Raw genomic sequence first — 24,461 nt, 5'->3', positions numbered from 1 at the left:
GCGCAGCGCCACCCCGCTGGCGGCCAGCTGCAGCACCCGTTCGCCGAAGGCCTCCAGGCGCCCGGGCCGGGTGTGCAGCTCCACCGCGTCGGGGGCCAGCTCCGCCAGCAGGGCCCCCACCGCGGCCGGCTCCAGCACCTGGCTGCGCTCCTCGATCAGCCCCAGGGGGCAGGCGGGCAGGCAGCGGCCGCAGCCGTAGCAGCGCTCCTCCACCACGCCCCGCCCGTCGATGGCCAGGGCGGGGCAGACCCGCTGGCAGGGCCTCGGGCAGGACGGCGGACAGCGCTGCGGATCGAACCAGGCCTTGCGGAAGTGGGGGTCGAGGCCATCACTGAGGCTGACCATCAGCCAGGGGCGCGCCGCGCCGTGGGCTTCGGCCCAGGCCAGGCCGCGCCGGGTGGCGGCCACCACGGCCGGATCGGCGGCCACATCGATGCAATGCACCCCGGCCAGGGCATGGATGCCGGCCAGATCCTCGATGGCGGCCAGGTCCTGGTTGCTGGCCCCGCCGATCAGCTTCACCCAGCAACCGCGGGCCAGGGCCTGCTCCGGGTCCCGGGCCATGGCCGCCATGGATTGCGCAACAGGGTGGGGCGATCCTGCCACCACCTCCGGGCTCAGCCGGCCTGGGGCAGCTCCGGCGCCGCCTCGGGCTGGGCAAGCCCCAGGCGGTTCACCAGCCAGGGGGCCGTGAACCCCTGCAGGCCCACGGTCATCAGGATCGTCAGAAACACCAGACCCTTGAGGGCGCCGCCGCCGGGCACCTCGGCCCGGTCGAGCTCAAGGGCGAAGAGGCTGACCACCGCCGCGGTGACAATGCCCCGCGGGGCGATCCAGCTGAGCAACGCCTTCTCCTTCCAGTCGAGGCTGGGCAGGCCCAGGCCCGTGAGCTGGATCAGCGGCCAGCGCACCAGCATCAGGGCAAGCACGCAGCCCAGGCCGCCCAGACCGAGGGGGCTCAGCTCCGCCCAGGAGACATCGGCCGCCAGCAGGGGGAACAGCACGGTGATGGCCAGCATGGCCAGCTGCCGGATCAGGGCATCGAGCTGGGTGGCAGCCGCATCCAGTCGCAGCCCCACCACCACTCCGGCGCTCACGGCCGCCGGCAGGCCCGATTCCGGCAGCAGGGCCTCACAGCCGCTGAACATCAAGAACAGAACCCCCAGGGAGAGTTGCAGCTCCAGGCCGTTGGAGTCGGCTGAGGGCAGCCCCTCTCCGCCCCTGGCCGCCGCCTCTCCGCCCAGGCGAATGAGGGCCTCCGACAGCAGCAGACCGGCCAGGGCGCCGAGGCCGACCCCACCCCCCAGGCGCAGCAACAACCGGGAGACCACCTCCTGCCAGCCGCCCAGGTCACCCAGGGTCACCTGGAGCAGCACCAGGCCCAGCACGGCACTGAACGGTTCGAGGATCAGGCCCTCCGCCTCCAGCAACTGGCCCAGTTTCGGGGCCAGCCGCAGCTGGCGCACCATCGGGGTGACCACCGTGGGGCCGGTGGCCAGGGCGATGGCGCCGTAGACCAGCGAGAGCGACCAGGGCAGACCCGCCAGGGCATGGGCCAGCAGGGCGGCCACAGGCAGCCCCAGCACCAGGCGCACCAGCACCAGCTGGAGCACGGAGCGCTGCAGGTCGCGGCCGGCGAGGCGCAGGTTGAGCCCGCCGTCGAAGAGCACCAGGCTCACCAGCAGACCCACCAGCGGCTCCAGGCCGGCGCCGAGGTTCTCGGGATGGACGATGTCGAAACCGGCATGGCCCGCCAGCAGGCCCATCCCCAGCAGCAGCACCACCGCGGGCTGGCCGGTGACCCAGGCCGTCGCCTGGGCGAGGGAGCCGGCGAAGAAGGCCGAACCCCAGATCAGTGCCAGCCGCTCACTCAACGTCCTTGGAGTCCGCGGGACCGACCCAGGCTATGGGGTGTAGTCAGCTCAGGCCGTAACGAGCTGCTCCAGCGGCTGCCAGCGCAGGGCCCGGGCACCGCCCATTTCCACCACCAGCTTCAGCCGCGGTTCGCGGCAACACAGGTCGCAGAGGGCGGCGAGTTCTGAGCTGCTGAGCACCTGGCCCTCCAGCAGCCACAGCAGCACCGGCCCTTCGCCGGCCAGCTGGGGGCCCAGCAGGGGCATCACCCGCTGCACCTCACCCACGGCGGCCGACCGGCCGACGCTGTGGTGGCCCAGGTGGGGCGGGCGAATGCCATGCAAATGCAGGAGATAGGCCTCCGGATCCCCGAGCCCGCGGGCGGACGTGAGGTGGGCCCTGTAGCCGGCCGCGCGCAGCCGGCGCAGCAGCCGTGTTTCGGCGCCCCCCTCCAGGGGAACAAACAGGGCGAGGGCACCACAGCGCTCCAGCTCGGTGCGGAAACCACGGCCGGTCATCAGCAGAGGCATCGGGAGCGGCAGGCGAATCGCCGGTTGAGTCTGGCAGCCTGTGAGGGGCCCGCAGGTGGTGGTGCACACCATGGGGTACTGTTGTTTCTTGTGCTGAAGATCTGTGCCCGTCCGCTAGCCGGGCCTCCAGAGAACAGCACGGGGTTTGTCAGTGGTGACGAACCCTTCCTGGCCCGTACGTCTCCTGCAGCGCTCTGTCGCTGATTGGATCGTCGGGATACTGCCAGAGGCCTCACCGCTTCCGGCAAGTCCCAGCCCGCTGATTCGCCTCGCTAGCCCCTGACCTTCGGGTCAATCTGCGATTCCACGAATTCAGCCCCCCGCCGCCCAGCGGGTCTTCCAAGGATTTCGGGTCTAGGCCTTTTGTCCCTGGCGGCACGCCGCGGCAGTCCAGCTGGTGTTGTTCTCCCTCCCATGTCCATCGGCATTCTCGGGAAGAAGCTGGGTATGTCCCAGTTCTTCGACGAAGAAGGCAAATCCATTCCGGTCACCCTGATCGAAGCGGGTCCCTGCCGCATCACCCAACTCAAGAGCGAAGCCACCGACGGTTACACCGCGGTGCAGCTCGGCTTCGGCGACATCCGCGAGAAGCTCGTCAACAAGCCCGCCAAGGGCCACCTGGACAAATCCGGTGAGGCGCCCCTGCGGCACCTCAAGGAATACCGGCTGGAGGCCATCGATGGCTTCGAGCTGGGGGCCCCCGTCACCGTCGGTGACTTCAGCCCCGGCCAGAAGGTTGACGTCAGCGGCGACACGATCGGTCGTGGTTTCTCGGGCTTGCAGAAGCGCCACGGCTTCAGCCGCGGCCCCATGAGCCACGGCTCCAAGAACCACCGCGAGCCAGGCTCCATCGGCGCCGGCACCACCCCCGGCCGGGTCTACCCCGGCAAACGGATGGCTGGCCGTTACGGCGGCAAGCAGATCACCACCCGCGGCCTCACCATCCTCAAGGTGGATGCGGAACGCAATCTGCTCGTCGTGAAGGGCTCGGTACCCGGCAAGCCCGGCGCCCTGCTCGACATCCGCCCGGCCCGGCGGGTGGGCTTCCCCGCAGCGAACTGAGGAGAACACCCATGACTGACTGTCTGATTCGCGACTGGCAAGGCAAGGAGAGCGGCAAGGCTCCCCTCGACCTCAAGGTCGCCAAGGAAACATCTGCCAACGGCCTGCTCCACAGGGCCGTGGTGCGCCAGCTGGCCCATGCCCGTCAAGGCACTGCCAGCACGCTCACCCGCGCCGAAGTGGCCGGCGGTGGCCGCAAGCCTTACAAGCAGAAAGGCACCGGCCGGGCCCGCCAAGGCTCGATCCGCACCCCCCTGCGGCCCGGTGGCGGCGTGATCTTCGGACCCAAGCCTCGCAGCTATGCCGTGGCGATGAACCGCAAGGAGCGTCGCCTGGCCCTGCGCACCGCCCTGATGAGCCGCGTCGCGGACATCACCGTGGTGAAGGGCTTCGGCGCAGGGCTCGACACCCCCAAGACCAAGGAGATCACCGCCGCCCTGTCCCGCTTCGGCATCGAGGCCGGCGCCAAGGTGCTGCTGATCCTCGACGGTGCCCCCGAGGCGGTCGCCCGCTCGGTGCGCAACCTCGAGAAGGTGAAGCTGATCGCTGCCGATCAGCTCAACGTGTTCGATCTGCTCCATGCCAACAAGCTGGTGCTCAGCGAAGAGGCACTGGCGAAGATTCAGGAGGTCTACGGCGATGTCTGAGCGTTTTGCAGGCCGGCTGGCGGACGTGATCCGTCGCCCGCTGATCACCGAGAAGGCCACCCGGGCCATCGAGATCAACCAGTACACCTTCGAGGTGGACCATCGGGCCGCCAAGCCCGACATCAAGGCGGCCGTCGAGCATCTGTTCGACGTCAAGGTCGTCGGCGTCAGCACCATGAATCCCCCCCGCCGCTCCCGTCGGGTGGGCCGCTTCGCCGGCAAACGCGCCCAGGTGAAGAAAGCAGTGGTGCGCCTTGCCGAAGGCAACGCCATCCAGTTGTTCCCTGAGTCCTGAGGGATCTGAAACGTCATGGCAATCCGTAACTACAGACCCAACACTCCCGGCACCCGCACGCTGGTCGTCACCGACTTCAGCGACATCACGGGCAAGAACCGTGAGCGGGGCCTGGTGGTGTCCAAGCACCGCCACAAGGGCCGCAACAACCGCGGCGTGATCACCTGCCGCCACCGCGGCGGTGGCCACAAGCGCCTCTACCGCATCGTCGACTTCCGTCGCGATAAGCACGGGGTGAGCGCCAAGGTGGCCGCGGTCCACTACGACCCGCACCGCAACGCCCGTCTGGCGCTGCTCTATTACACCGACGGCGAAAAGCGCTACATCCTGGCGCCCGCCAACGTGGCCGTTGGCCAGAGCGTCATCTCCGGTCCCGACGCCCCGATCGAGAACGGCAACGCCCTGCCCCTCTCGGCCATCCCGCTCGGCTCCAGCGTCCACAACGTCGAGCTGTATGCCGGTCGCGGCGGCCAGATGGTGCGCACCGCCGGGGCCAGCGCCCAGGTGGTGGCCAAGGAAGGCGACTATGTCGCCCTGAAGCTGCCCTCCACCGAGGTGCGGCTGGTGCGCCGGGAGTGCTACGCCACCCTCGGTGAGGTGGGCAACGCCGAACAGCGCAACACCAGCCTGGGCAAGGCCGGCCGCAAGCGCTGGCTGGGCCGCCGTCCGCAAGTTCGCGGCAGCGTGATGAACCCCTGCGACCACCCCCACGGGGGCGGCGAAGGCCGGGCACCGATCGGCCGTTCCGGTCCTGTCACGCCCTGGGGCAAACCTGCCCTGGGCCTCAAGACCCGCAAGCGCAACAAGCCGAGCAACCGGTTCGTGCTGCGGAAACGACGCCGCATCTCCAAACGGAGCCGTGGCGGACGCGACTCCTGATGACCCACACCGCTCTGCTGTTCGCCTGATCCGCCATGGGACGCTCACTCAAAAAAGGCCCGTTCGTCGCCGACCACCTGCTTCGCAAGGTGGAGAAGCAGAACGCTGCCGACGACAAGACCGTGATCAAGACCTGGTCACGGGCCTCCACCATCCTGCCGATGATGATCGGCCACACCATTGCCGTTCACAACGGCAAGGCCCACGTGCCCGTCTACGTGACGGAGCAGATGGTGGGCCACAAGCTGGGCGAATTCGCCCCAACCCGCACATTCCGCGGTCACATCAAAGACAAGAAGGGAGGCCGCTGATCCGATGGCAACCACCACACCCGACACCCAAGCCCTGGCACACGGCCGCTTCATCCGCGGTTCCGTGTCGAAGGTGCGCCGGGTTCTCGATCAGATCCGGGGTCGCACCTACCGCGACGCCCTGATCATGCTCGAGTTCATGCCCTACCGCTCCACCGGGCCGATCACCAAGGTGCTCCGCTCTGCGGTCGCCAATGCCGAGCACAACCTCGGCCTCGATCCGGCCACGCTGGTCATCAGCCAGGCCACCGCCGACATGGGACCCTCCCTGAAGCGGTTCCGGCCCCGGGCCCAGGGCCGCGCCTTCGCCATCAAAAAGCAAACCTGCCACATCAGCATTGCTGTGGCAGCGCCCACCGCCTGACCCCCGAGGACACCGCCCGATGGGACACAAGATCCATCCAACCGGCCTGCGCCTGGGGATCACCCAGGATCACCGCTCCCGCTGGTACGCCCCAAGCAAGACCTATCCCGTCCTCCTTCAGGAGGACGACCGGATTCGGTCGTTCATCAACAAGAAGTACGCCGCCGCCGGCATCAGCGACGTGCTGATCGCCCGTAAGGCCGACCAGCTCGAAGTGGAACTCAAGACCGCCCGTCCGGGCGTTCTCGTGGGCCGCCAGGGCAGCGGCATCGAGGAGCTGCGCGCCGGCATCCAGAAGACCCTCGGCGATGCCCACCGTCAGGTGCGCATCAACGTGGTCGAGGTGGAGCGGGTCGACGCCGACGCCTTCCTGCTGGCCGAATACATCGCCCAGCAGCTGGAGAAGCGGGTGGCCTTCCGGCGCGTCATGCGCATGGCGGTGCAACGCGCCCAGCGGGCCGGGGTGCTGGGTCTGAAGCTCCAGGTGAGCGGCCGCCTCAACGGCGCCGAAATCGCCCGGACGGAGTGGACCCGCGAGGGTCGCGTGCCCCTGCACACGCTCCGCGCCGACATCGACTACGCCACCAAGGTGGCCACCACCACATACGGGGTGCTGGGCATCAAGGTCTGGGTGTTCAAAGGAGAGGTGCTTCCCGGTCAGCAAGACCAGCTGCCCGTGGGTGGAGCACCGAAACGCCGGGCGAACCGCCGGCCGCAACAGTTTGAAGACCGCTCCAACGAGGAGTGATCAGGAGGCCTGAACCATGCTGAGTCCAAAACGCGTCAAGTTCCGAAAACAGCAGCGAGGCCGCATGCGCGGCGTCGCCACGCGCGGCAACAAGATCGCCTTCGGCGATTTTGCCCTGCAGGCCCAGGAGTGCGGGTGGATCACCTCCCGCCAGATCGAGGCCAGCCGCCGTGCCATGACCCGCCACGTCAAGCGGGGGGGGCAGATCTGGATCCGGATCTTCCCCGACAAGCCCGTCACCATGCGGGCGGCCGAAACCCGCATGGGTTCCGGTAAGGGCAACCCGGAATTCTGGGTGGCCGTGATCAAGCCGGGTCGCATTCTCTTCGAGATGGGCGGCCCCGAGATCACACCCGAGATCGCCAAGGAAGCCATGCGTCTGGCCCAGTACAAGCTGCCGGTCAAGACGAAGTTCCTCGCCCTGGCCGATCAGGAGGCAGCCGCCCCCGAACCCGCCCTCGCAGTGGAGTCCTGACCATGGCCCGTCCCACCATCACCGACGTGCGTTCGCTCAGCGACGCCCAGATCGGCGAACAGATCGACGGCGTCCGTCGCGAACTGTTCGACCTCCGCTTCCAGCAGGCCACCCGCCGTCTGGAGCACCCGCACCGCTTCAAGGAGGCCCGCATCAAGCTGGCCCACCTGCTGACGGTGCAGGAGGAGCGTCAACGCTCCACCGTCGCCTCCTGATTCCCCCCTCGATCCCCATGGCACTCAAGGAAAGGGTCGGCACCGTCGTCAGCGACAAGATGGACAAAACGGTGGTGGTGGCGGTGGAAAACCGCTTCCCTCACCCCATCTATCAGAAGACCGTCCGCCGCACCACTCGCTACAAAGCCCACGACGAAGCCAACAGCTGCCGCGTGGGTGACCGGGTCCGGATCACCGAGACCCGTCCCCTCAGCCGCACCAAACGTTGGGCCGTGGCCGAAGTTCTCTCCACCACCAGCGCCGGCTGAGGAACCCCCCATGATTCAGCAGGAAACCTTCCTCAACGTCGCTGACAACAGCGGCGCCAAGCGCATCCAGTGCATCCGGGTGCTCGGCACCAACCGTCGCTACGCCCACGTGGGCGATGTGATCGTGGCCGCCGTCAAGGACGCCATGCCCAACATGGGCGTCAAGAAGTCGGATGTCGTCAAGGCCGTTGTGGTGCGCACCCGGGCCACGCTGCGCCGTGACACCGGCAACGCCATCCGCTTCGACGACAACGCTGCGGTGATCCTGGGCAACGACAACAACCCCAAGGGCACCCGGGTCTTCGGTCCGGTCGCCAGGGAGCTGCGCGAGCGCAACTTCACCAAGATCGTGTCCCTCGCCCCGGAGGTGATCTGAGATGGCCACCGCAACCCCCAAGGCCAGGCCCGTCGAGCGCATCAAGATGCGCATCCGCAAAGGTGACACCGTCCAGGTGATCGCCGGCAAGGATCGGGGCAAGACCGGCGAGGTGCTGCGCACCCTGCCCAATGAGAACCGTGTCGTGGTGCAGGGCATCAACCTGCGCACCCGCCACGTCAAACCCACCCAGGAAGGCGAGACGGGCCGCATCGTCACCGAGGAAGCGTCCCTGCACGCCTCCAACGTGATGCTGTACTCCACCGCCAACAAAGTGGCCAGCCGGGTGGAGATCGTCCTCCAGGACGACGGCAGCAAGAAGCGCCGCCTCAAGAAGACCGGGGAGGTACTCGACTGACCGCCCCCCACCGCGTCGCCCCCCACGCCCCACCGCGCGACGCCCCCCCCGCTCCGCGACCCTGTTCCCCTCCCCCGTCCGCCTTCTGACCACGTCCAGAAGCGCCCCCCCATCCCCCCGTCATGTCACTCAAACAGCGCTACCGGGAGACGATCCAGCCCAAGCTGCTGAAGGATCTCAACCTCTCCAACGTCCACGAGGTTCCCAAGGTGGTCAAGGTCACCGTCAACCGGGGCCTCGGTGAAGCCGCCCAGAACGCCAAGGCTCTCGAAGCCTCGATCACCGAACTGGCGACCATCACCGGTCAGAAGGTGGTGGTGACCCGCGCCAAGAAGGCCATCGCCGGCTTCAAGATCCGCCAGGGCATGCCGATCGGCGTGGCCGTCACCCTGCGGGGCGAGCGGATGTATGCCTTCCTGGAGCGTCTCATCCACCTGGCGCTGCCACGCATCCGCGACTTCCGCGGCGTGAGCCCCAAGAGCTTCGACGGCCGGGGCAACTACACCCTGGGGATCCGGGAGCAGATCATCTTCCCCGAGATCTCCTTCGACAAGATCGATGCCATCCGGGGGATGGACGTCACGATCGTGACCAACGCCCGTAACGACGAAGAGGGCCGGGCCCTCCTCCGCGAAATGGGAATGCCGTTCCGCAATACCTGAGCCCCCTCCCGGACACGACCATGGCCAACCACGACCCAGTTTCAGACATGCTCACCCGCCTTCGCAACGCGAGTGAGAAGCGCCACGAGCGCACCAAGATTCCCGCCTCCCGGCTTTCCCGCAGCATCGCCAACGTGCTGCAGCAGGAAGGCTTCATCGCCGCCATCGCCGAAGAAGGCGAAGGCGTGCAGCGCCACCTGGTGCTTGAGCTGAAATACAGCGGCAAGCACCGCCAGCCCACCATCCGCTCCGTGCAGCGGGTGAGCAAGCCCGGTCTGCGCATCTACAAGAACACCCGCCAGCTGCCCAAGGTGCTGGGCGGCCTCGGCGTGGCGATCATCTCCACCTCCCGGGGTGTGATGAGCGACCGTGATGCCCGCAAGCAGGGCGTCGGCGGCGAAGTGCTCTGCTACGTCTACTGATCCCAGGAGTTGTTCCATGTCTCGTATCGGTAAAGCCCCGATCCCCATTCCCGACAAGGTCACCGTCAGCCTCGATGGTCTGGCGGTCACCGTGAAGGGTCCCAAAGGGGAACTCAGCCGCGTTCTCCCGGAGGGCGTCAGCGTCAGCCAGGACGGCGGCACGGTGGTGGTGAGCCCCACCAGCACCCACCGACGCTCCCGCGAGCGCCACGGCCTCAGCCGCACCCTCGTCGCCAACATGGTCGAAGGGGTCAGCCAAGGCTTCACCCGCAAGCTCGAGATCATCGGCGTGGGTTACCGCGCCCAGGTCCAGGGCCGCAAGCTCGTGGTCAGCGCCGGCTACAGCCACCCTGTGGAGATGGTCCCCCCCGAAGGGGTCACCTTCTCAGTCGAGAACAACACCTCGGTCTTCGTCTCCGGCCCCGACAAGGAGCTGGTGGGCAACGAGGCGGCCAAGATCCGCGGCATTCGTCCGCCCGAGCCCTACAAGGGCAAAGGCATCAAGTACGAAGGTGAGCGGATTCTGCGCAAGGCCGGCAAGACCGGCAAGAAATGAGGTCTGCTCGAGCGTCATCCGTCTGATCCCCCATGTCTACCCTCCCCCGCAAACAGCAGACCCAGAAGCGTCACCGCCGCCTGCGTCGTCTGCTCTCCGGCACCGCCAACCGTCCCAGGCTGGCTGTGTTCCGCTCCAACAATCACATCTACGCCCAGGTCATCGACGACGACGCCCAGAGCACCCTCTGCGCCGCGTCCACCCTCGACAAGGACCTGCGCACCAGCGTCCAGGCCAGCTCCACGTGTGACGCCTCCGTCGCCGTGGGCCAACTCGTCGCCCAGCGCGCCCTCGCCAAGGGCATCCAGCAGGTGGTCTTCGATCGCGGCGGCAACCTGTACCACGGCAGGGTCAAGGCCCTTGCTGACGCCGCCCGGGAAGCGGGCCTTCAGTTCTGATCCCTGCTCTCACCATGACCGAAACCAACGACCAGATCCAGACCGGCGCCGTGCCTGCGGCCTCCGACGTCCCCGCCGCTGCTGAAGGCCAGCAGGAGCAGCGCCGTGGCGGTGGCGGCGGCGGCGGTGGCCGTGGCGATGCCAAAGGCGACCGCCGCGGCGGTGGCGGCGGCCGCGGCCGTGACAACCGCCGCGGCCAGGAACGCGACTCCGAATGGCAGGAGCGGGTGGTGCAGATCCGCCGTGTCTCCAAGACCGTCAAGGGCGGCAAGAAGATGAGCTTCCGGGCCATCGTCGTCGTCGGCAACGAACGCGGCCAGGTGGGCGTGGGTGTCGGCAAGGCCGGCGATGTCATCGGCGCCGTCCGCAAGGGCGTGGCCGACGGCAAGAAGCATCTGGTCAAGGTGCCCCTCACCCGCAACAGTTCAATCCCCACCCTCAGCAACGGCCGCGACGGCGCCGCCAGCGTGCTGATCCGGCCGGCTGCCCCCGGTACCGGGGTGATCGCGGGCGGTTCGATCCGCACCGTGCTCGAACTGGCCGGTATCAAGAACGTGCTGGCGAAGCGGCTGGGCTCCAAGACCCCGCTCAACAACGCCCGCGCCGCCATGCAGGCCCTCGAAGGCCTGCGCACCCACAAGGAGACCGCCAAGGAGCGGGGCATCTCCCTCGAGCAGATTTACTCCTGAAGCCCGCCATGACGTCCTTCTCTCTCAACAACCTCCAGCCCCAGAAGGGTTCCCGCAAGCGCAAGCTGCGCAAGGGTCGCGGCATTGCCGCCGGCCAGGGCGCCAGCTGCGGTTTCGGCATGCGCGGCCAGAAATCCCGCTCCGGCAGCCCCACTCGGCCCGGCTTCGAGGGTGGCCAGATGCCCCTCTACCGCCGGATCCCGAAGCTCAAGCACTTTCCGGTCATCAACCCCACCCACTACACCGTGATCAACGTGTCACGGCTGGGTGAGCTGAAGGCGGGCAGCACCGTCAGTCTCGACTCCCTCGAGCAGGCGGGCCTGGTCACCAGCCCCCGGTACCCGCTCAAGGTGCTCGGCAACGGCGAGCTCACGGTGAAACTGACGGTCCAGGCCGCCGCCTTCACCGCCTCGGCCCGCGCCAAGATCGAAGCCGCCGGTGGCAGCTGCGAGATCATCGACTGAGCCCGGGCCGCTGCCCTGCCTCCAGCCCGGAGCCGTCTGCCCGTAGCCTTGTGCTGCGGCAGGCGGCTCCGGTCGTATCGACCCGTTCCCCCCACTCCCGTCATCACCATGCTCCTCAGCAGGGGGCGCAATCCGAGCGCCGCTGAAATCCTCGTCCAGCTGGTCCAGTCGAAGGGCCTGAGGGATCGGGTGCTCACCACCCTGGGCCTGCTGCTGCTGGTGCGACTCGGCATCTACATCCCGGTGCCCGGCATCGACCGGGTGGCCTTCCAGGACTTCATCCGCCAGGGCGGCCAGTTGATCGGCTTCCTGGACATCTTCACCGGTGGCGGCCTGTCCACGCTGGGCGTGTTCGCCCTGGGCATCCTGCCCTTCATCAATGCCTCGATCATCATCCAGCTGATGACGGCGGCCCTGCCCCAGCTCGAGGAGCTGCAGAAAAACGAAGGGGAGGCCGGCCGGCGCAAGCTGGCCCAGATCACCCGTTACGTGGCCCTGGGCTGGGGCATCCTGCAGAGCGTCGTTTTTGCCCTGATCCTGCGGCAGTACGCCCTGCCGGGCCTGCCGGAATGGCTGTTCGTCGTGCAGACCAGCCTGGCCCTCGTCACCGGTTCGATGGTGGTGATGTGGGTCAGTGAGGTGATCACCGAACGGGGCATCGGCCAGGGGGCCTCCCTGGTGATCTTCATCAACATCGTGGCCACCCTGCCCAAGGCCCTGGGATCCACCATCCAGCTGGCCCAGAGCGGCGACCGGGCCACGGTGGGGGGCATCGTCGTCCTTGTGCTCGTCTTCCTGGTGACGATCGTGGGGATCATCTTTCTGCAGGAGGGCAGCCGTCGCATTCCGATCGTCAGCGCCAAGCGCCAGGTGGGCGGAGCCAGCACCCTGGCCTCGCGCCAGAGCTACCTTCCCCTGAAGCTCAATGCCGGCGGCGTGATGCCGATCATCTTCGCCTCGGCCGTGGTGTTCCTGCCGCTCACCATCGCCAACCTCACCAAAAGTGCCTGGCTGATCCGGGTGGCGGGCTATCTCAACCCCACCAGCAGCACCCCCTGGGTCTATGCGTTGGTGTACTTCGCCCTGATCTGCGGCTTCGCCTTCTTCTACGCCTCGCTCACCGTCAACCCGGTGGACATCGCCACCAACCTGAAACGCTCCGGCGTCGCCATCCCCGGCGTGCGCCCCGGCTCGGCCACCGCCGACTACCTCTCGGGCGTCTCCAACCGGCTCACCCTGCTCGGTGGCCTGTTCCTGGGCGCCATCGCGATCATTCCCTCGGCCGTGGAGGGCGCCACCCAGGTGCGCACCTTCCAGGGCCTGGGGGCCACCTCCCTGCTGATCCTGGTGGGCGTGGCCATCGATACCGCCAAGCAGGTGCAGACCTACGTGATCTCCCAGCGCTACGAAGGGCTGGTCCGGCAGTAGGCCCCTTTCCCCGTCTTCCCTCCCATGAAACAGCGTCTCCTCTTCCTCGGCCCCCCCGGCGCCGGCAAGGGCACCCAGGCCGAGCTCCTGGCCGCACATCACCAGCTGCTGCATCTCTCCACCGGGGAACTGCTGCGGGCGGAAGTGAAGGCCGGCAGCGCCCTGGGCCAGGAGGCGGAGGCGGTGATGGCCCGCGGCGAGCTGGTCAGCGATGCGCTGGTGCTGGCCATCGTGCGCAGCCGCCTGGAGGGGCACCAGGGGGGCTGGCTCCTGGATGGTTTTCCCCGCAACCTGGCCCAGGCCGAAGCCCTTGACGGGCTGCTGGCCGAGCTCGATCAGCGCATCGAACGGGTGCTGCTGCTGGAGCTGGAGGACGGGGTGCTGATCCAGCGCCTGCTCTCCCGCGGCCGGGCCGACGACAACGAAGCGGTGATCCGCAACCGCCTGGTGGTGTACCAGGAGCAGACCGCCCCCCTGATCGAGCACTACCGGAATCTGGGCCTGCTCCGCAGCGTCGAGGCCTCCGGCACGGTGGCGGAGATCGGGGGGAGGATCGTAGCCAGCCTTGTTGACTGATGTGGTACGGTAGCTGTTTGCAAATTCGGAGAGCACAACGCCCATGAAGGTGCGTGCCTCAGTCAAGAAGATGTGCGACAAATGCCGGGTGATTCGTCGCCACGGCAGGGTCATGGTCATCTGCACCAACCCCAAGCACAAGCAGCGTCAGGGTTGACTCCCCACGCTTCAACGGCGGCCGCCTTCGGCCGCCACCCCCCTTACCCTCTGATCGTTTCCTGACGTGGCTCGGATCGCCGGTGTCGATATCCCTCGTGACAAGAGGGTTGAGATCTCACTCACTTACGTGTACGGGATCGGGCTCACCAGGGCCCGCAAGATTCTCGCCAAATCGGGGGTCAGCCCCGACATCCGGGTGAAGGACCTCAGCGATGGCGACGTGCAGAAGCTGCGCGGCGCCGCCGACTCCTTCGTTCTCGAAGGCGACCTGCGCCGCGAAGAGGGCATGGCCCTCAAGCGCCTCCAGGACATCGGCTGCCTGCGGGGACGCCGCCATCGCATGGGTCTGCCCGTGCGCGGTCAGCGCACCCGCACCAACGCCCGCACCCGCCGCGGCGCCCGCAAGACCGTGGCCGGCAAGAAGAAGTGAGTCCCGGGCCTCCGGGCCCGCTCCCCTTTCCCTGCCTGCACCATCCCCCGGCCCGTGGCCCCTCGCGGCAGCCACCGGGCCCCAGTCCCGCCGCCTTCCCTCACCGGAGGTCGTCACCGGGACTCCCCCCAGTCCTTCGATCACCTCCCTGCCTTCGCAGGGTCACCGCCATGGCCAAGCCAGCCAAGAAGACAGGCCCCAAAAAGGCCAAGCGCAATGTCCCCAACGGGGTCGCGCACATCCAGAGCACCTTCAACAACACGATCGTCTCCATCACCGACACCGCCGGTGAAGTGGTGAGCTGGTCGTCGGCCGGTGCCAGCGGCTTCAAGGGAGCCCGCAAGGGCACGCCCTTCGCCGCCCAGACCGCCGCCGAAGCGGCCGCCCGCCGTGCCCTCGAGCAAGGCATGCGCCAGATCGAAGTGCTGGTGCGCGGTCCAGGCTCCGGGCGCGAAACCGCCATCCGGGCCCTGCAGGTGGCCGGTCTCGAGATCACCCTGATCCGCGACGTCACCCCCCTGCCCCACAACGGCTGTCGTCGGGCCAAGCGCCGCCGGGTCTGAGTCGTCCTGACTCCCCCGGACTCCCGTCCGACTGCCCAGGGCCGCTGCCGCGGCCACCGTTCCTTTCCCACCTCCTCAGACCGTGTTGCACTACCAGATCGATCGGGTCGAGCACCAGGTTGCCGACGACCGTTCCCAGACGGGCGTCTTCCTGATCGGCCCCCTGGATCGGGGCCAGGCGACCACCCTCGGCAACGCCCTCCGGCGCGTGCTGATCGGTGGTCTCGAAGGAAGCGCCATCACGGCGGTGCGTCTCTCCGGGGTCAACCACGAGTACGCCACGGTGCCCGGGGTGCGCGAGGACGTGCTCGACATCCTGCTCAACTGCAAGTCGGTTCCCGTCAACAGCCGCAGCCGTGATCTGGAGATCGGTCGCCTGATGGTCAACGGTCCGGCCAGGGTCACCGCCTCGGATCTGCAGTTCTCCCCCCAGGTTCAGGTCATCGACGGCGATCGGGAGATCGCCACCGTGGCCGAAGGCCACAGCCTCGAGATGGAAGTCCACGTGGAGCGCGGCATCGGTTACCGACCGGTGGACCGCCACAACGAGGACACCGCCGCCATCGACCTGCTCCAGATCGACGCGGTCTTCATGCCGGTGCGTCGGGTCAACTACACCGTCGATGAAACGGCGGTCGGGGAAGGCGGTTCGGCCCACGAACGCCTGCGCATCGAGATCGAGACCACTGGCAGTGTCACCCCCGACGACGCCATGGCCCAGGCTGCCAACCAGCTGATGGAGCTGTTCCAGCCCCTGGCCACCCTCACCATGACCGAGGAGCCTGGCCTGGAACCCGAGCCTTCGGCCGAGGCCCAGATCCCCCTGGAGGAACTGAACCTCTCCGTCCGCGCCTACAACTGTCTGAAGCGGGCCCAGGTCAACTCCGTCTCCGACCTCATGGGCTTCAGCTACGAAGACCTCCTGGAGATCAAGAACTTCGGATCCAAGTCCGCCGACGAGGTGATCGAGGCTCTCGAGAGGATCGGCATCTCCCTGCCCCAGAGCCGCACCAGCGGCTGAAAGGCGGTTTCCCCTTCCCCGTTACGCCACCCGCCCCGTCCCCACCATGCGACACCAGTGCCGAGTCCCCCTGTTGGGACTCCCCGCCGACCAACGAAAAGCCTTGCTGCGTGGTCTGACCACCCAGCTCATCCGTGAAGGCCGCGTCACCACCACCAAGGCCAGGGCCAAGGCCCTCCGTGATGAAACGGAGCGCATGATCACCCTGGCCAAGGACGGCACCCTCGCCGCCCGTCGCCGCGCCATGGGCTACATCTACGACAAGCAGCTGGTCCACGCCCTGTTCGACAAGGCCCAGGACCGCTACGGCGATCGCCAGGGTGGTTACACCCGAATCATCCGCACGGTGCGCCGCCGCGGCGACAATGCCGAGATGGCGATCATCGAGCTGGTCTGAAACGCATCGCCCTTTCGCTGCAGTACGAGGGCTCCTCGTTCCACGGCTGGCAGCGTCAGGCCCACCACAGCAGCGTTCAGGAAACCCTGGAAGGGGCCATTGCTGCGCTCGACCCGCACCGGCCCGCCCAGGCGGTGGCCGCGGGCCGCACTGACACTGGCGTCCATGCTGCCGCCCAGGTGGTCCACTTCGATGCCAGTGGACCTATCCCTGTCTCGCGCTGGGCCAAGGCCCTCAACGGCCGTCTGCCGCCCACGATCCGGGTGAGGGCCGCCGCCGAGGTCTCAGCCGACTGGCACGCCTGCTACGGCGCCACCTACCGGCGCTACCGCTACACGATCTTCAACGGCCGCACCCCCAACCTGTTCCTGGCCCCCTGGAGCTGGCATCGCTACCAGCGGCGCCTCGACGAAGGCCGCATGGCCCGCTGCCTGGAGGCCCTGCTCGGGGAACACGATTTCTCCGCCTTCCAACGGGCCGGCAGCCGTCGCGCCCATGCCCGCACCACCCTCCAGGAGGTACGGATCGATCGCCAGGGGGATCTGCTGGTCACCGAAGTCCAGGCCAGCGGCTTTCTTTACGGCATGGTGCGCCTGCTGATGGGCCAGCTGGTGGCCGTCGGGGAGGGCCGCCTCGAGGCTGAGGAGTTTCTGCACCGCTGGCGCAGCGGCGCCCGCCACGCTGTGAAGGAGGCCGCCCCGCCCCAGGGCCTCTGCCTGCTGCGGGTGGGCTATCCACAGGCCATCTTCCCTGAGGCCGCCTGGTATGATTGTCAACCGCGATTTCTGTTGGAATCGCGCGATCCTCCCGCCGATCCGTTCGTCGGCGATCCGATCGGTTGAGCGGCCTGCAGGGAGCCCCGTTCGGTGGCCCCACCCACGCAGAGCGTGTCTCTCCGAACTCGCCGGATCCGGCGACACGGTAGGGTCGAATCTCCCTGTCCCGACCCATCCGGCTGCGATGGGCTCACCCCAAACCGGCCCGCCGGCGCGATGAACAAGACAACCTCACCCTCCATCGATTCGCTTGAGCGCCAGTGGTATCTGGTCGACGCCGCGGATCAGACCCTCGGCCGTCTCGCCAGCGAAGTGGCCCAGGTGCTGCGCGGCAAGAACAAGCCCACCTTCACGCCTCACCTCGACACCGGTGATTTCGTGGTGATCATCAACGCCGACAAGGTGCGTGTGAGCGGCAACAAGGCCACCCAGAAGATCTACCGGCGCCATTCCGGTCGTCCTGGCGGCATGAAGACCGAAACCTTTGAGCACCTCCAGGCCCGCCTGCCGGAGCGCATCATCGAGAAGGCGATCAAGGGCATGCTTCCCCACAACGCCCTGGGTCGCCAGCTGTTCCGCAAGCTCAAGGTCTACAAGGGCGCCGAGCATCCCCACGCCGCCCAGCAGCCCCAGCCCCTCGCCCTCGATCCCGCCGCCGCCGCCCAATGACCAGCACCTCCAACCGCGTCGTCTATTGGGGCACCGGCCGTCGCAAGACCGCCGTGGCCCGTGTGCGGGTCGTTCCCGGCAGCGGCAGCGTCACCATCAACGGCCGCCCCGGTGACAACTATCTCAACTACAACCCCGTCTATCTGGCGGCGGTGAAAGCCCCCCTGCAGACCCTGGGCCTCGAAGCCCAGTACGACCTGCTGGTGAACGTGCGCGGCGGTGGCCTCACAGGCCAGGCCGATGCCATCAAGCAGGGCGCCGCCCGCGCCCTCTGCGATCTGTCCCCTGACAACCGCAAGCCGCTCAAGATCGAAGGCCACCTGAGCCGCGATCCCCGGGCCAAGGAGCGTCGCAAGTACGGCCTCAAGAAAGCCCGCAAGGCTCCCCAGTTCTCCAAGCGCTGATTTCCGTCATGCCGAAAGCCGACATCCATCCCACCTGGTATCCGGACGCCAAGGTGATCTGCAACGGGGAGGTGGTGATGACCACCGGCTCCACCCACCCCGAGCTCACGGTCGACGTGTGGAGCGGCAACCACCCCTTCTACACCGGGACCCAGAAGATCCTCGACACCGAAGGCCGGGTGGATCGCTTCATGCGCAAGTACGGCATGGGCAGCACCGATTCCGCCTCCGGAGCCAAGAAGGCCGCCAAGCCTGCCGAGGCCCCTGCCGCCGTCGAGCCTGAAGCGCCAGTTGCCACCGAAGCCTGAACCCCTCAGCCTGAACCGCTCAGCCTGGAGCCGGTCGCCCGAATCGGACAGATGATTCGGCCCGGTCTTTCTCTCGCCGGGTGCCTCCAGCACCCGGCTTTTTCCGTTTCGGGTGCCGCCCATGGATTCCGAGCTGCTGCGATCCCGGCTGGACACCGCCTGCCGCACCTTCCAGACCCTGGAGCGCCAGCTGGCGGACCCGGCGGTGGCCTCCGATCCGGATCGCCTCCAGTCGATCGCCCGGGAGCGGGCGCGGCTGGAGCCCCTGGTCAATGATTACCAGCGGCTGCGCAAATTGGAGCAGGAACGGGACGAGGCCCGCTCCCTGCTGAAGGCCCACCGCGACGACCCCGCTGCCGAGGAACTGGTGGCCCTGGCCAGTGAGGAGCTGGTCAGCCTCGAGGGCCTGATCAGCACCCTGAACAGCCGGCTCACCCTGAGCCTGTTGCCCTCGGATCCCCGCGACGAGCGCAGCGTCATGCTGGAGATCCGCGCCGGGGCCGGCGGCGACGAGGCCGGCCTCTGGGCAGGCGATCTGGCCCGCATGTACGAGCGCTACGCCCAGAGCCAGGGCTGGCAGGTGCAACCCGTCAGTGCCTCGGAGGCCGACCTCGGCGGATACAAGGAACTGATCCTTGCCATTCGCGGCGATGGGGTCTACAGCCAGCTGAAGTTCGAGGCGGGCGTGCATCGGGTGCAGCGGGTGCCGGCCACCGAATCCCAGGGGCGGGTTCACACCTCCACCGCCACCGTGGCGGTGATGCCTGAGGCCGATCCTGTGGAGGTGCAGATCGATCCGGGGGATCTCGACATCAGCACGGCCCGCTCGGGTGGCGCCGGTGGCCAGAACGTCAACAAGGTGGAGACGGCCGTCGACCTCCTGCACAAACCCACCGGCATCCGGGTGTTCTGCACCCAGGAACGCTCCCAGATGCAGAACCGCGAACGGGCGATGGAGATCCTGCGGGCCAAGCTCTATGAGCGCCAGCTGGCGGAAGCGAATGCGGAAGAGCGCTCCGTGCGCCGCGCCCAGGTGGGGAGCGGCGACCGCAGCGAGAAGATCCGCACCTACAACGCCAAGGACAACCGGGTGACCGACCATCGCCTGGGACGCAACTTCTCCCTCGAGCCCGTGCTGGCCGGCCAGATCGAGGACCTGATTGGCGCCTGCATCGCGGAGGAGCAGCGCCAGGGTCTTGAGGCGCTTGCCCTCGAGGCCACCGGCACCGGTGGTTGAGCACGGTGGATGAGGGGCGGCGGCGGTTCAGGCGCCGATGACGTACTTGGCCCACTCCTGATGCTGGCCGGAGCGAATGCGCCGGTTGGCCTCGAAGCTGAGGCTGCCCAGGGGGCGGCGGGGCTCCCGAGTCAGGGGCATGCCCGCCTCCCGCGGGGTGCGGTTGCCCTTGCGCACGTTGCAGGGCAGACAGGCGGTGGTGACGTTCTCCCAGACGTCGGTGCCGCCCCGGCTGCGGGGCACCACATGGTCGATGGAGAGCTGCTCGCCACTGAAGCCGCAGTACTGGCAGGCGTGGCCGTCGCGGTGGAAGACGTTGCGGCGCGTGAGAGGGAGGGGCTTGTAGGGCACCCGCACGAACTGGCGCAACCGGATCACCGTGGGCAGGAAATGGTCGGGACGAATCACCTTTTCAGGGTCGTGCTCGAGACCCTCGGCCTTCCCCTTGAGCAGCATCACCATGGCCCGGCGCCAGGTGGTGATGTTCAGCGGTTCGTAGGACGCATTCAGAACGAGTACGTGGCCCATTCCAGTCCGCTGGATACGCGGCATGCTAACGGGATTCCCATGAATTCCATGGTCCACCCCCTGCACCGGCGTCCATGACCAGCTCCTCACTCGCCCCCACCAGCGCGACGGAGGAGACCCAGCCGTCGCGGCAGCGGGCCTGGGTGGAGGTGAACACCGCGGCCATCCAGGCCAACGTGCGCGCGCTGCAGCGCCACATCGGCCCGGCCACCCAGGTGATGGCCGTGGTCAAGGCCGATGCCTACGGCCATGGCGCCCTGGCAGTGGCCCGCGCCACCCTGGAGGCGGGGGCGACCTGTTTCGGAGTCGCCACCCTGGCCGAAGGGGTGCAGTTGCGCCGCGCCGGCATCTCCGCTCCGGTGCTGGTGCTGGGCAACCTCACCCAGCCCGAGGAACTGCGCAGCTGTCAGCGCTGGCAGCTGATGCCGACGCTGAGCAGCATGCGGGAAGCCCTGCTCTGCCAGAACCTGGCCAGCGGCAGCGGCCGCACCATGGCCGTCCAGCTCAAGCTGGACACCGGCATGGCCCGGCTCGGCGCCGACTGGCAGGAGGGCCCGAGGCTGGTGGCGGCCCTGCGGGGGATGGAAGCGATCGACCTGGCCGGGATCTATTCGCACCTGGCCTGCGCCGATGCCGCTCCGGACGAAGACGACGGCCTCAACGACCTTCAGCAGCGGCGCTTCGAGAGCGTCCTCGCCAGCCTGGCCGAGCAGGGGCTCCCGGCCGGCTGCCGCCACCTCGCCAATTCGGCCGGCACCTTGCGGGGGCACCAGCAGCACTACGACCTGGTCCGGGTGGGCCTGGCCCTCTACGGCCAGCCGCCGGCGGCCCACCTGGCTGGCGTGGTGCCCCTGCGGCCAGCCCTCCAGATCCACGCCCGCGTCACCCTGCTGCGCCAGGTGGGGGCGGGGGTCGGGGTCAGCTACGGCCACCGCTTCCGCACCAGCCGGCCCAGCCGCCTGGCGGTGGTGTCGATCGGCTACGCCGACGGGGTGCCCCGCCAGCTCTCCAACCGGATGGAGGTGCTCTTCGACGGCCGACGCCTGCCCCAGGTGGGCGCCATCACCATGGACCAGCTGGTGATCGACGCCACCGAGGCCCCCCGGATTGAGGTGGGCAGCATGGTCACCCTGCTGGGCGAGCAGGAAGGGGAGATCATCAGCCCCCTCGACTGGAGTGAGCGCTGCGGCACGATCCCCTGGGAGATCCTCTGCGGCTTCAAGCACCGCCTACCGCGCCTGGCCGTGCCCCCGGAGACAGCGTCCGAGCCCTGATAAGCTCTCTGGGCCACTGGAGAGGTGGCTGAGTGGTTGAAAGCGGCTCCCTGCTAAGGAGTTACAGAGGGCAACTTCTGTCGAGGGTTCGAATCCCTCCCTCTCCGTTTCCGGCCCTTCCAGGGGCCAACCCGCCAGGTGCACTCAGAGCCTGGCGAGGCCGCTCCGGCCCCATCTAACGGCAGGCTCAGGCGTCCAGCAGGGCGGAGGCAATCGCCGGCAGCACGGTGGCATCGGCGGCCCGGGCCCGTCCCTCGCTGAAGACAACCAGCAGCATCGGGGCCTTGCCGTCCACCTCCACATAAGCGGCGTCGTGGCGGGCCTGGCTCATCCAGCCGGCCTTGCTCCATAGCCGGGCCCCATCCGGCAGTCCGGCCCCGAGGAAGCCATCCACCTGATTCTCGGGATCGGCGGCCCGCGCCTGGGGATCCAGTGAGCGTCCCAGCAGGGCCATCATGCGGCGGCAGGCCGGCGGGGACACCGCGGCTCCGGCCATCACCGCGTGCAACAGGCGGGCCGTGAAATCCGTGCTGAGGCGGTTGCGGTTTTCCAGCTGGGGCCCATAAAACTCCCGCTCGCGGCCATAGGGCCCCTCCGCCCAGGTCTTCTGGCAGGCGTTCACCCCCGCCACCTCGTGCCAGCCGAGGCGCGCCAGCCAGTCGTTGACCACCTGGCGCTGGCGGCACCAGGCGGCCGACCGCCCGGGGGGCAGGACCGGGCCACTGGTGGTGCCGGTGAGCAGATCCACCACCAGGCTGGTGGCGTCGTTGCCGGAGTCACGCACCATGTCGGCCAGGGCTCGGCGCAGCTCCGGCCCCTCCTCGATCAGCTGGCGTTGCAGCCAGGCTTCGGCGGCCACCAGATACACCAGCTTCACCACGCTGGCGGGGTAGCGCGGCCTCTCCCCCTCCCAGCCGGCGCCGGTCACGGTCTGGCCCCAGAAGGCCTCCTGGCCCAGCCCTTCAGCCCCGCCCACCAGCGAAGCCCCGTAGCGGAGCCAGGTGATCGAGAGCTGCTCCCCCAGTCCCGGGCGCCCCTCCTGTTCCAGTTGGCCGATGAGCTGGCGCAGGGTCTGGCCCATGGCCGGATCCGGGCTGTAGAACGCCATCAGCGGCGGCACCTTTGCGATGGCGACCTTAGGCACCCTGCCGGCGCCCGGACGTATCTGGACCCTGACCCGGCCGCTGCCGGCCTACAGCCGGCCGCAGGGCCCGGGCCTGGCCACTGAGATCCGGGCGGGCCGGCACCTGAGGGTGCTGGCCGCGCCCCCCGCCGCCTCCGGCGCCGAGATCCGCCTGCGGGTGCGGCTGCACGGGGACGGCTACCCCTGCTGGGTGGAGGCGCTCGCCCTCGAGAGCCACGGGCACCCCGCCCCGCCGCCGCCGCTGCCGCGCCTCGATCGCGACAGGATCGCCGCCCGGCTGGGGGCGGTGCTCGCCTTCGCCGAGGCCGCCCGTCACCAGCCCAACCACTACCTCTGGGGGGGCACCCTGGGCCCGGATTTCGACTGTTCGGGGCTGGTGCAGACCGCCTTCGCCCAGGCCGGCATCTGGCTGCCCCGGGATGCCTACCTGCAGGAGCGCTTCTGCCGCCCGGTGGCGGTGGCCAGCGGCGTCACCAGCCTGCTGCTGCCGGGGGATCTGCTCTTCTTCGGCACCCCGCAGCGCTGCACCCACGTGGCCCTGCACCTCGGCGGGGGCCGCTACCTGCACAGCTCCGGCCGCCAGCATGGCCGCGATGGCATCGGCATCGACGACCTCCATCCCCGCAACCGGGATCCGGTGGCCTGCCACTACCGCGCCGAGCTGCGGGGCGCAGGGCGGGTGATGCACAGCCACGACGGCAGTCCCCTGCCTCCTTGAGCACAGGGACCCGGGGCCCGGGGCGGGTACGGTGCAGCCTGAGCTGGGAGGGGCCATGGCGGAGACCGCCAGCCTGTCGGTGGTGGTGCCCCTCTACAACGAGGAGGCCAGCGTGCCCCTGCTCGTGGAGAAGCTGCTGGCGGCCCTGAGGCCCCTGGGGCAGCCGTTCGAGCTGGTGCTGGTGGACGACGGATCGAAGGACGGTACCCAGGCCGTGCTGCGGCACCTGGCCGGCCAGGTGCCGGAACTGGTGGCCGTGTTGTTGCGGCGCAACTACGGGCAGACGGCCGCCATGGCGGCCGGGTTCGATGCCAGCGGCGGCGGGGTGATCGTCACCCTCGACGGGGACCTCCAGAACGATCCCGCCGACATCCCGCTGCTGCTGGCCCGGCTGGAGCAGGACGACCTCGACCTGGTGAGCGGCTGGCGACAGCAGCGCCAGGACGGGGCCCTCAACCGGCTGCTGCCCTCCCTGGTGGCCAACCGTCTGATCGCCCGGGTCACCGGTGTGCAGCTGCACGACTACGGCTGCTCCCTGAAGGCGTACCGGCGGGAGGTGGTCAGCGACATGAACCTCTACGGGGAACTGCACCGCTTCCTGCCGGCCCTGGCCTTCATCGAAGGCGCCCGCATCGGCGAGGTGAGGGTGTCCCACCAGGCCCGCCGCTACGGCCGCAGCAACTACGGCATCGACCGCACCTTCCGGGTGTTGATGGACCTGCTGACGGTGTGGTTCATGAAGCGGTTCCTGACCCGGCCGATGCATGTGTTCGGCTTCGCCGGGCTGCTGGCCCTGGGGGCGGGCCTGGCGATCGCCTTCTGGCTCGTGGGCGAGAAGCTGCTGCTGGGGGCCGACATCGGCAACCGTCCCCTGCTGCTGATGGCGGTGCTGGCGATCCTCAGCGGGGTGCAGCTGTTCAGTTTCGGGTTGCTGGCGGAACTGCAGATGCGCACGTACCACGAGAGCCAGGGCCGGCCGATTTACCGGGTGCGAGCCACGGTGCGCGGCGGCGCCAGCTGAACTTTTATGTCGCCCCCCACTCCCCCGAGAAGCCAGGCAGGAAGGGGTCCTTACAGTACCCGCGGTTCCTATTGGCCCAAGCCATGACTGGTGAATTTGCCGTTGCCTGGATGCCGTCCGTGATGGTTCCCCTGGTGGGAATCCTCGGCGCAGCGGTGGCCATGGCCCTGCTGTTCAACGTGATCGAGGCGACCGACTGACGACCGGCCCAGGCCCCAGCGTCACTCGCCTCCC

General features: G+C 68.5%; 39 protein-coding genes and 1 tRNA gene. 35 read left to right on the top strand and 5 right to left on the bottom strand.

Annotated features, from left to right (window positions below):
- From KQ305_RS00590 to KQ305_RS00580, 3 genes are all read right to left on the bottom strand, one after another.
- The coding region (locus KQ305_RS00590) for a 4Fe-4S binding protein (RefSeq protein ID WP_259723520.1) at positions 1-573 on the bottom strand (573 nt) is incomplete at its 3' end.
- 44 nt (positions 574-617) lie between these two features.
- Positions 618-1,874: a sodium:proton antiporter gene (locus KQ305_RS00585; protein ID WP_259723519.1), complete on the bottom strand. Its 1,257-nt coding sequence runs from the start codon at positions 1,872-1,874 to the stop codon at positions 618-620.
- Between the two features lie 48 nt (positions 1,875-1,922).
- Positions 1,923-2,384 carry an NAD(P)H-quinone oxidoreductase subunit N gene (locus tag KQ305_RS00580; RefSeq protein WP_259723518.1) on the bottom strand — a complete coding sequence of 154 codons (462 nt, stop codon included), beginning with the start codon at positions 2,382-2,384 and terminating at the stop codon, positions 1,923-1,925.
- Positions 2,385-2,798: 414 nt separating this feature from the next.
- On the opposite strand from KQ305_RS00580, the gene rplC reads away from it, so the two are divergent.
- The 30 genes from rplC (at position 2,799) to prfA (ending at position 19,542) form a co-directional block, all read left to right on the top strand.
- Positions 2,799-3,446, top strand: a complete 648-nt coding sequence (gene rplC / locus KQ305_RS00575; protein ID WP_259723517.1) for a 50S ribosomal protein L3 — start codon at positions 2,799-2,801, stop codon at positions 3,444-3,446.
- A gap of 11 nt (positions 3,447-3,457) precedes the next feature.
- Positions 3,458-4,093 (top strand): 50S ribosomal protein L4, encoded by a 636-nt coding sequence (rplD, locus tag KQ305_RS00570; protein ID WP_259723516.1) that lies wholly within the window; start codon positions 3,458-3,460, stop codon positions 4,091-4,093.
- Positions 4,086-4,388 (top strand): 50S ribosomal protein L23, encoded by a 303-nt coding sequence (locus KQ305_RS00565; protein ID WP_094586023.1) that lies wholly within the window; start codon positions 4,086-4,088, stop codon positions 4,386-4,388. The genes rplD and KQ305_RS00565 overlap by 8 nt, the downstream gene beginning before the upstream one ends.
- A 15-nt stretch (positions 4,389-4,403) precedes the next feature.
- Positions 4,404-5,267, top strand: a complete 864-nt coding sequence (gene rplB, locus KQ305_RS00560; RefSeq protein ID WP_259723515.1) for a 50S ribosomal protein L2 — start codon at positions 4,404-4,406, stop codon at positions 5,265-5,267.
- Between the two features lie 35 nt (positions 5,268-5,302).
- Entirely contained in the window at positions 5,303-5,578 is a 276-nt protein-coding gene (rpsS, locus tag KQ305_RS00555) for a 30S ribosomal protein S19 (protein WP_015109404.1), read from the top strand.
- A gap of 4 nt (positions 5,579-5,582) precedes the next feature.
- Entirely contained in the window at positions 5,583-5,942 is a 360-nt protein-coding gene (gene rplV / locus KQ305_RS00550) for a 50S ribosomal protein L22 (protein ID WP_259723514.1), read from the top strand.
- A gap of 19 nt (positions 5,943-5,961) precedes the next feature.
- Positions 5,962-6,690, top strand: coding sequence for a 30S ribosomal protein S3 (gene rpsC / locus KQ305_RS00545; RefSeq protein WP_254965008.1), 729 nt, complete (start codon positions 5,962-5,964; stop codon positions 6,688-6,690).
- Between the two features lie 16 nt (positions 6,691-6,706).
- Positions 6,707-7,165, top strand: a complete 459-nt coding sequence (gene rplP / locus KQ305_RS00540) for a 50S ribosomal protein L16 (protein ID WP_259723513.1) — start codon at positions 6,707-6,709, stop codon at positions 7,163-7,165.
- A gap of 2 nt (positions 7,166-7,167) precedes the next feature.
- On the top strand, positions 7,168-7,380 hold the full coding sequence (gene rpmC, locus KQ305_RS00535) for a 50S ribosomal protein L29 (protein WP_254965012.1): 213 nt from the start codon (positions 7,168-7,170) through the stop codon (positions 7,378-7,380).
- A 17-nt stretch (positions 7,381-7,397) separates the two neighbouring features.
- The gene (gene rpsQ, locus KQ305_RS00530; RefSeq protein WP_015109409.1) at positions 7,398-7,649 is read left to right on the top strand and encodes a 30S ribosomal protein S17; all 252 of its coding nucleotides are present in this window, start codon (positions 7,398-7,400) and stop codon (positions 7,647-7,649) included.
- Positions 7,650-7,659: 10 nt separating this feature from the next.
- On the top strand, positions 7,660-8,025 hold the full coding sequence (rplN, locus tag KQ305_RS00525; protein WP_015109410.1) for a 50S ribosomal protein L14: 366 nt from the start codon (positions 7,660-7,662) through the stop codon (positions 8,023-8,025).
- A gap of 1 nt (position 8,026) precedes the next feature.
- On the top strand, positions 8,027-8,383 hold the full coding sequence (gene rplX, locus KQ305_RS00520; protein ID WP_259723512.1) for a 50S ribosomal protein L24: 357 nt from the start codon (positions 8,027-8,029) through the stop codon (positions 8,381-8,383).
- Positions 8,384-8,505: 122 nt separating this feature from the next.
- Positions 8,506-9,045, top strand: coding sequence for a 50S ribosomal protein L5 (rplE, locus tag KQ305_RS00515; protein WP_015109412.1), 540 nt, complete (start codon positions 8,506-8,508; stop codon positions 9,043-9,045).
- 20 nt (positions 9,046-9,065) lie between these two features.
- A complete protein-coding gene (rpsH, locus tag KQ305_RS00510) occupies positions 9,066-9,467 on the top strand; it encodes a 30S ribosomal protein S8 (protein ID WP_259723511.1) in 402 nt (133 codons plus the stop codon).
- Positions 9,468-9,483: 16 nt separating this feature from the next.
- Positions 9,484-10,023, top strand: a complete 540-nt coding sequence (gene rplF, locus KQ305_RS00505) for a 50S ribosomal protein L6 (RefSeq protein WP_259723510.1) — start codon at positions 9,484-9,486, stop codon at positions 10,021-10,023.
- A 32-nt stretch (positions 10,024-10,055) separates the two neighbouring features.
- A complete protein-coding gene (gene rplR / locus KQ305_RS00500) occupies positions 10,056-10,421 on the top strand; it encodes a 50S ribosomal protein L18 (RefSeq protein WP_259723509.1) in 366 nt (121 codons plus the stop codon).
- A 14-nt stretch (positions 10,422-10,435) separates the two neighbouring features.
- Entirely contained in the window at positions 10,436-11,110 is a 675-nt protein-coding gene (gene rpsE, locus KQ305_RS00495; RefSeq protein WP_259723508.1) for a 30S ribosomal protein S5, read from the top strand.
- Between the two features lie 8 nt (positions 11,111-11,118).
- Positions 11,119-11,574: a 50S ribosomal protein L15 gene (rplO, locus tag KQ305_RS00490; RefSeq protein ID WP_216910421.1), complete on the top strand. Its 456-nt coding sequence runs from the start codon at positions 11,119-11,121 to the stop codon at positions 11,572-11,574.
- Positions 11,575-11,682: 108 nt separating this feature from the next.
- The gene (secY, locus tag KQ305_RS00485; RefSeq protein WP_254951718.1) at positions 11,683-13,002 is read left to right on the top strand and encodes a preprotein translocase subunit SecY; all 1,320 of its coding nucleotides are present in this window, start codon (positions 11,683-11,685) and stop codon (positions 13,000-13,002) included.
- A gap of 24 nt (positions 13,003-13,026) precedes the next feature.
- Positions 13,027-13,578, top strand: coding sequence for an adenylate kinase (locus KQ305_RS00480; RefSeq protein ID WP_259723507.1), 552 nt, complete (start codon positions 13,027-13,029; stop codon positions 13,576-13,578).
- 43 nt (positions 13,579-13,621) lie between these two features.
- The gene (gene rpmJ / locus KQ305_RS00475; protein WP_006173336.1) at positions 13,622-13,735 is read left to right on the top strand and encodes a 50S ribosomal protein L36; all 114 of its coding nucleotides are present in this window, start codon (positions 13,622-13,624) and stop codon (positions 13,733-13,735) included.
- A 66-nt stretch (positions 13,736-13,801) separates the two neighbouring features.
- Positions 13,802-14,167 (top strand): 30S ribosomal protein S13, encoded by a 366-nt coding sequence (rpsM, locus tag KQ305_RS00470; RefSeq protein WP_094586010.1) that lies wholly within the window; start codon positions 13,802-13,804, stop codon positions 14,165-14,167.
- 170 nt (positions 14,168-14,337) lie between these two features.
- Entirely contained in the window at positions 14,338-14,730 is a 393-nt protein-coding gene (gene rpsK, locus KQ305_RS00465) for a 30S ribosomal protein S11 (protein WP_094586009.1), read from the top strand.
- A gap of 82 nt (positions 14,731-14,812) precedes the next feature.
- Positions 14,813-15,751, top strand: coding sequence for a DNA-directed RNA polymerase subunit alpha (locus tag KQ305_RS00460; RefSeq protein WP_259723506.1), 939 nt, complete (start codon positions 14,813-14,815; stop codon positions 15,749-15,751).
- Positions 15,752-15,797: 46 nt separating this feature from the next.
- A complete protein-coding gene (gene rplQ, locus KQ305_RS00455; RefSeq protein ID WP_259723505.1) occupies positions 15,798-16,148 on the top strand; it encodes a 50S ribosomal protein L17 in 351 nt (116 codons plus the stop codon).
- Positions 16,145-16,990, top strand: a complete 846-nt coding sequence (gene truA, locus KQ305_RS00450) for a tRNA pseudouridine(38-40) synthase TruA (RefSeq protein WP_259723523.1) — start codon at positions 16,145-16,147, stop codon at positions 16,988-16,990. Before rplQ ends, truA begins: the two co-directional genes overlap by 4 nt.
- A gap of 150 nt (positions 16,991-17,140) precedes the next feature.
- Positions 17,141-17,593, top strand: coding sequence for a 50S ribosomal protein L13 (gene rplM, locus KQ305_RS00445; protein WP_259723504.1), 453 nt, complete (start codon positions 17,141-17,143; stop codon positions 17,591-17,593).
- Positions 17,590-17,997: a 30S ribosomal protein S9 gene (gene rpsI / locus KQ305_RS00440; protein WP_015109426.1), complete on the top strand. Its 408-nt coding sequence runs from the start codon at positions 17,590-17,592 to the stop codon at positions 17,995-17,997. The genes rplM and rpsI overlap by 4 nt, the downstream gene beginning before the upstream one ends.
- A gap of 8 nt (positions 17,998-18,005) precedes the next feature.
- Positions 18,006-18,305, top strand: coding sequence for a 50S ribosomal protein L31 (gene rpmE, locus KQ305_RS00435; protein WP_259723503.1), 300 nt, complete (start codon positions 18,006-18,008; stop codon positions 18,303-18,305).
- Between the two features lie 121 nt (positions 18,306-18,426).
- The gene (gene prfA, locus KQ305_RS00430) at positions 18,427-19,542 is read left to right on the top strand and encodes a peptide chain release factor 1 (protein ID WP_259723502.1); all 1,116 of its coding nucleotides are present in this window, start codon (positions 18,427-18,429) and stop codon (positions 19,540-19,542) included.
- Between the two features lie 27 nt (positions 19,543-19,569).
- Here the strand turns inward: prfA and KQ305_RS00425 are convergent, their stop codons facing one another.
- Complete coding sequence (locus KQ305_RS00425; protein WP_259723501.1) at positions 19,570-20,070, bottom strand: HNH endonuclease; 501 nt, start codon at positions 20,068-20,070, stop codon at positions 19,570-19,572.
- Positions 20,071-20,144: 74 nt separating this feature from the next.
- Here KQ305_RS00425 and alr point away from each other — a divergent pair, with 74 nt between their 5' ends.
- Both alr and KQ305_RS00415 read left to right on the top strand, forming a co-directional pair.
- Entirely contained in the window at positions 20,145-21,344 is a 1,200-nt protein-coding gene (gene alr, locus KQ305_RS00420) for an alanine racemase (RefSeq protein WP_259723500.1), read from the top strand.
- A gap of 18 nt (positions 21,345-21,362) precedes the next feature.
- Positions 21,363-21,451 (top strand) — tRNA-Ser (locus KQ305_RS00415).
- An 80-nt stretch (positions 21,452-21,531) separates the two neighbouring features.
- Here KQ305_RS00415 and KQ305_RS00410 read toward each other — a convergent pair.
- On the bottom strand, positions 21,532-22,452 hold the full coding sequence (locus tag KQ305_RS00410; RefSeq protein WP_259723499.1) for a serine hydrolase: 921 nt from the start codon (positions 22,450-22,452) through the stop codon (positions 21,532-21,534).
- 19 nt (positions 22,453-22,471) lie between these two features.
- Here KQ305_RS00410 and KQ305_RS00405 point away from each other — a divergent pair, with 19 nt between their 5' ends.
- The 3 genes from KQ305_RS00405 to KQ305_RS00395 all read left to right on the top strand — a co-directional run bounded on the left by KQ305_RS00405 (position 22,472) and on the right by KQ305_RS00395 (position 24,427).
- Positions 22,472-23,206, top strand: a complete 735-nt coding sequence (locus KQ305_RS00405) for a C40 family peptidase (RefSeq protein ID WP_259723498.1) — start codon at positions 22,472-22,474, stop codon at positions 23,204-23,206.
- Between the two features lie 55 nt (positions 23,207-23,261).
- Entirely contained in the window at positions 23,262-24,227 is a 966-nt protein-coding gene (locus KQ305_RS00400) for a glycosyltransferase family 2 protein (protein ID WP_259723497.1), read from the top strand.
- An 83-nt stretch (positions 24,228-24,310) separates the two neighbouring features.
- Positions 24,311-24,427, top strand: a complete 117-nt coding sequence (locus KQ305_RS00395) for a photosystem I reaction center subunit VIII (RefSeq protein ID WP_015109434.1) — start codon at positions 24,311-24,313, stop codon at positions 24,425-24,427.
- The last annotated feature ends 34 nt before the right edge of the window (positions 24,428-24,461 follow it).

It is taken from the genome of Synechococcus sp. CS-1332 (assembly GCF_025127995.1).
Classification (GTDB): domain Bacteria; phylum Cyanobacteriota; class Cyanobacteriia; order PCC-6307; family Cyanobiaceae; genus Cyanobium.
The sequence above is the reverse complement of the archived record's forward strand: the minus strand, read 5'-3'. Positions and strand labels throughout refer to the sequence as shown.